Here is a 5,373-nt window from a genome sequence, read left to right on the forward strand (position 1 = left end):
CACCGCGGGCGACGCGCGCAGCGCGAGCCATCTCCTCCACCCGCACAAGCAACGGCATCGGATCCACCCCCACCGCCCCCGGCAGAAACTCCGCAATCCGCTCCGGCGTCCACCGCCCCTCCGCATACCCGGAACGGAGTTCCCTCGGCTGCGCCCACACCGCGATCTTCGGCCCCGCGACCGTGTACACCTGCCCGGTGATCCGCGCCTCCCGGGCCCGCTCGGACAGCAGGTAGACCACGAGCGCGGCCACGTCCTCGGGTTCGCCGATCTCCGTCAGCTCCATCGGCACGTTCGCCGACATCCGCGTACGGGCGACCGGCGCGACCGCGTTCGCCGTGACCCCGTACTTGTGGAGCCCGAGCGCCGCGCTGCGGACGAGCGAGATGACCCCGCCCTTGGCGGCGCTGTAGTTGGCCTGCGAGACGGACCCCTGGTGGTTGCCGCTGGTGAACCCGATGAGGGTGCCGGACCGCTGGCGCCGCATCACCGCGCAGGCGGCGCGGAAGACGGTGAACGTACCCTTCAGATGCGTGGCGAGGACCGGGTCCCACTCGTCCTCGGTCATGTTGAAGAGCATGCGTTCGCGCAGGATGCCGGCGACGCAGACGACCCCGTCGAGCCGCCCGTACGCCTCCAGGGCGGTGTCGACGATCCGCTGTCCGCCCGCCATCGTGGAGACGTCGTCGGCCACTGCGACCGCCTCGCCGCCGGCCGTCGCGATCTCCTCGGCCACGGCGTCGGCGACCGAACTGCTGGGCCGTGCGCCGTCGACCGAGACGCCGTAGTCGTTGACGACGACCCGCGCGCCCTCGGCCGCGGCGGCCAGCGCCACCGCGCGTCCGATGCCCCGGCCGGCCCCGGTCACGGCGACGACCTTGTCTGCCAGGAAGTTCCCCACGCCCCGGCCCCTTCCCGCGGTTTCTGACGGTCCGTTAGATTTGCCTCCGATTCTACGACCCGCCGGACACCTGAGGACAAGCCCCGGGGAGGACCCGTGTCACTGCCGGCCGAGTTCCACGCGATCGCCGAGCGCGTGAACAACTGGGGGCGCTGGGGCGCCGACGACGAGATCGGCACCCTGAATCTGATCACCGACGACGTGGTGCGCAGGGCCGCCGCGAGCGTCCTCAGCGGCCGTCGCGTACCGCTCGCGCTGCCCCTGCGGCAGGGCGGCGTGCAGACGGGGATGATCCCGGGCCGCATCGATCCGCTGCACACGATGGTGCAGATCAACCAGGAGATCTTCGGCCCCGGCACGGTCGCCTGCAGCGACGACGCCGTGACGATGGGCCTTCAGGCGGGCACCCACTGGGACGCGCTCGCCCACGTCTCGCACTCGGGCCGGCTCTACAACGGCCGCCCCGCCGACAGCATCACGGCCCACGGGGGCGCGGGGTTCGGCGGCATCGACAAGGCCGGGCCCATCGTCTCGCGCGGCGTCCTGCTGGACGTGGCCCGCGCGCTCGGCACCGAGCGCCTGGACGGCGGGCACGCGGTGACCCCGGAGGACCTGGACGCGGCCGAGGAGCTGAGCGGGACGCGGGTCGGCCCGGGCGACATCGTCCTCGTGCGCACCGGTCAGGTGCGGCTCTGCCTCGCGGGCGAGAAGGAGGCGTACGCCTTCCCCTCCCCCGGCCTGTCCGTGCGCACCCCGGAGTGGTTCCACGCGCGCGACGTCGCGGCGGTCGCCAACGACACCCTCACCTTCGAGATATTTCCTCCCGAGATCGAGGACTTGTGGCTGCCCGTCCACGCGCTCCACCTGGTCGAGATGGGGATGCCGCAGGGGCAGAACTGGAACCTCGAAGAGTTGTCCACAGTCTGTGGAGAGCTCGGGCGCCACACGTTCCTGCTGTCGGCGATGCCCGAGCCGTTCACCGGCGGCACCGGAACGCCCGTGGCGCCGGTCGCGATCCTCTGAGGGGCGACGGGCACGGCATCCGGACGACTGGCACGGCACCGGGGCGGCGAGCGCCGGTTGGCGGCGCGCCCGCTGCGCGTGCCGCCCTCCGGCCCTCCGGCGCACCCGCTCCGTCCCGGACCCCAGGAGCCTGCGCCGCGCGTGGTCCGTACTCGGCGAGGGCTCCCGTCACCGGAGACCTCGCCGTCCCCTCACGGCGAACCACTGACCACAAGCGTGAGGAAACGGACACGCTGCGTCAACGCCCGGCCAGCGATTCACGCCTTACACACCCTTTGTCACCCACATGGAGGGAAGCACGGCCCGCGCACACGACAAGCCGGACGCGGGGAGTCCGGATCCCGCGCCCTCCGTGCGCCAGCGGGCGCGCCCGTGCCCGAGCGCCCGCTCCCGCGTGTTCGGCCCGGTGCCGGACGGCCCGCGCGCTACACGGCCTCGTACGCGAGGTCCCCGTACGCCACCGGCGCCGCCTCGCAGGCCGCGGCGACCGCCGCCCGTGACGAACACCGGTCCACCTCGCACCAGATGCGCTTGCCGGCCCCCTCGGAGCTCCAGCCCCACCGGTCGGCGAGACCGTCGACGAGCGCGAGGCCGCGGCCGTTGGTGTCGTCGCCGTCCGCGCAGCGCGGGCGGGGCGCCCGGGCGCTGGCGTCGACCACCTCCAGGCGGACCGTGGCGACCACCTCACCGACGGCACGTTCCCCGGCGCCCGGCACGGCACCCGGTCCGGCACCTGGTCGGGCGGCCGGTCCGGCCGTCGTGACCGGCACCGACAGGCGCAGGACGGCGGGGCGGCCGGTGTGCACCACCGCGTTGGTGACCAGCTCCGAGACGAGCAGGACCAGCGTCTCGGCCAGCGGCTCGTCGGCCTCTATGCCGGACCCCGCGAGCCGCGAACGGGCCCATCTCCGGGCCCGCCCCACCTCCGCGGGGTCGGGCCGGATCTCCAGCTGCACTTGAAGCACCTGCACCGCTCACACCATCCGAACCGGCGGACACATCGCCTCGCGCCTCTCAAGGGCCACGATCGTGGTCAGAAGAGGGTTCACGGAACGTGATTCCCTTGAGAGACAGCATGGTTGACGTACAGTCACCCCAACAAGCGCTTCGGGCATATTCCAGCGCGAAGGAGTACGCGTACGGCATACTGTGCGACGCTCGCCACGGGGAGTCGAACAGGCAGGAACGGTCCTGCTTCCTGCCCCGCGAGCGGCGCGCGCCCCCGGATCCGGGGCCGCCCCGGGGGCGGCACCGTGACGACCGGGCCGTGGAACCACTCGCATCCCACACAAGGTACCGGAGCGCACCGCCGACTCCGGGCCGTGACGAGTCACGCACGGGACACGACCCGGCATCGGCGCCCGGTGGTCCCGCTGTGTCATGTTCCGCACCGTCCGTCCCCGCGGGCCTCCTCCGGGCCCCTCCGCGATGCCACGATCGGTGACACGGCGACGGCGGTCCGGCGGCCGCCGGCGCCCCGCGGTCACGTCCCGGACCGCTCGGCCGCGGTCAGCAGACCGGCCGCGAGGGCTTCCTCCGCCTGCGCGGCGCAGGGGCCCCGGTGCGCCCGCGACCAGGCCCGTTTGAGGTGCAGGTGCACGTCGGACTCCCAGGTGAAGCCCATCCCGCCGTGCACCTGGAGGCAGTCGCGGGCGCCGCGCTCTGCGGCCTCGTCGGCCAGCAGGCGGGCCGCCGCGATGTCGAGCGGATCGCCCGTGACGGCCGCCGCGTAGACGGCCGAACGCGCCGTCTCCACGCGCACGAGCATCTCGGCGCACAGGTGTTTCACCGCCTGGAAGGCGCCGACCGGCCGACCGAACTGCTCACGGGTCCGGGCGTGTTGCACGGCCAGCGCGCAGGTGCGTCCGGCCGAGCCGAGCTGCTCGGCGGCGGTCAGCAGGGCGGCCACCGGGTCGTGGGGCGCGGCCCGGGGCACCCGGTGCACGGGGGTCAGCGGGTCGACCGCGCGCAGGGCGACGGCCTGCGCGACGTCCCCGCGGACGACGTCCGCCTCCTCCAGCCACTCGACGAGGTGCCCGTCCACGGCGGCGACGACGCACTCGCCCGTGGCCGCCCCGGGCACCTCGCCGGCCGCGAGGTGGGTGGCCACGAGCGGGCCGGGCAGCAGCGCCCGTCCGGCCTCCTCGAAGACGAGCACCGCTTCGGGCAGCCCGAGGCCCACCCCGCCCCGCTCCTGCGGCAGCCGCAGCGCGAAGAAGCCCGCCTCGCCCAGCTCGAAGAAGCCCGCCTCGCCCAGCTCCCGCCACAGCGCGCGGTCGAGCCGGACCGCGCCGGTGCCGGGGCCGGCCTGCCCGGGCGGGTCCACGGCGGCCCGCAGCCGCTCCCGCCCGAACCGCCGCGCCAGCAGCTCGCGCATCCCGGCCCGCAGCGCCAGCTGGTCCTCGCCGAGTCGGAAGTCCATCCGGTCACCGTCCTCTGGGCAGGCCCAGGATGCGCTCGGCCACGATGGTGCGCTGGATCTGCGAGGTCCCGGCCGCGATGGTGTACGAGAGCGAGGACAGCCGGTCCGCCGTCCACGGCCGGTCCAGGTCGAGCGCCCCGGGCCCGAGCACCTCGGCGGCCGCGTCGTACAGCTCCTGCCGGGCCTGCGCGTACCGGAGCTTGAAGACGGAGCCGCCCGCGCCCGGCACCCCGCCGGTGCGCTCCGCCTCGCTGACGTTCCACTGCGTCAGCCGCCACAGCGCCCGGAACTCGGCGTCGAGCCTGCCGAGCCGCCGGCGCAGCGGCACGTCGTCCCAGCGGCCGTTGGCGCGGGCCTCGCGGGCCACGTCGCCCAGGACCCGGCGGCACGCGACCACCTCGCCCGCGAAGGCCGTGCCGCGCTCGAAGGAGAGCGTCACCATGGTCACGCGCCAGCCGTCGTTCTCCGCGCCGACCCGGTTGGCGACGGGCACCCGCACCTCGTCGAGGAAGACCTCCGCGAACTCGGCCGAGCCGGCGAGGGTGCGCAGCGGACGCACCGTGATCCCCGGGGCGTCCATCGGCATCGCGAGCCAGGTGATCCCACGGTGCCTGGGCGCCCGCGGGTCCGTGCGCACCAACAGCTCGCACCAGTCGGCGACCTCGGCGTGCGAGGTCCAGATCTTGGAACCGCTGACCACGTAGTCGTCGCCGTCCCGCCACGCGCGCGTGCGCAGCGACGCGAGGTCGGAGCCGGCCTCCGGCTCGCTGAATCCCTGGCACCACACCTCCTCGCCGCGCAGCACGGGCGGCAGCCAGCGCGCCCTCTGCACGGCGGTCCCCTCGGCCGCGACGGTCGGCCCGGCGTGCAGCAGCCCGACGAAGTTGGCGCCGACGTAGGGGGCGCCCGCCTGTTCCGTCTCCTCCAGGAAGATCAGGTGCCGGGTGGGCGTGGCCCCGCGGCCGCCGGCGTCGACGGGCCAGTGGAGGCCGGCGTATCCGGCGTCGTACAGCCTGCGCTGCCAGCC

At 74.6% G+C, this 5,373-nt stretch carries 5 protein-coding genes; 1 reads left to right on the plus strand and 4 read right to left on the minus strand.

Features of this window, described 5'->3' with window-relative positions; all coding sequences use genetic code 11:
- On the minus strand, positions 1-901 hold a 901-nt coding region (locus tag FGF04_RS01010; RefSeq protein ID WP_149509423.1), incomplete at its 3' end, for an SDR family NAD(P)-dependent oxidoreductase.
- Between the two features lie 96 nt (positions 902-997).
- Here FGF04_RS01010 and FGF04_RS01015 point away from each other — a divergent pair.
- Positions 998-1,924 (plus strand): cyclase family protein, encoded by a 927-nt coding sequence (locus FGF04_RS01015; RefSeq protein WP_149509248.1) that lies wholly within the window; start codon positions 998-1,000, stop codon positions 1,922-1,924.
- A 425-nt stretch (positions 1,925-2,349) separates the two neighbouring features.
- On the opposite strand, the gene FGF04_RS01020 is transcribed toward FGF04_RS01015, so the two are convergent.
- From FGF04_RS01020 to FGF04_RS01035, 3 genes are all read right to left on the minus strand, one after another.
- The gene (locus FGF04_RS01020; protein ID WP_188113921.1) at positions 2,350-2,880 is read right to left on the minus strand and encodes an ATP-binding protein; all 531 of its coding nucleotides are present in this window, start codon (positions 2,878-2,880) and stop codon (positions 2,350-2,352) included.
- A gap of 527 nt (positions 2,881-3,407) precedes the next feature.
- Positions 3,408-4,346 (minus strand): acyl-CoA dehydrogenase family protein, encoded by a 939-nt coding sequence (locus FGF04_RS01030; RefSeq protein ID WP_149509250.1) that lies wholly within the window; start codon positions 4,344-4,346, stop codon positions 3,408-3,410.
- 4 nt (positions 4,347-4,350) lie between these two features.
- On the minus strand, positions 4,351-5,373 hold a 1,023-nt coding region (locus tag FGF04_RS01035), incomplete at its 5' end, for an acyl-CoA dehydrogenase family protein (protein WP_149509424.1).

Origin of the sequence: Streptomyces apricus, assembly GCF_008369065.1 — a bacterium.
In the GTDB taxonomy this organism is placed as follows: domain Bacteria; phylum Actinomycetota; class Actinomycetes; order Streptomycetales; family Streptomycetaceae; genus Streptomyces; species Streptomyces apricus.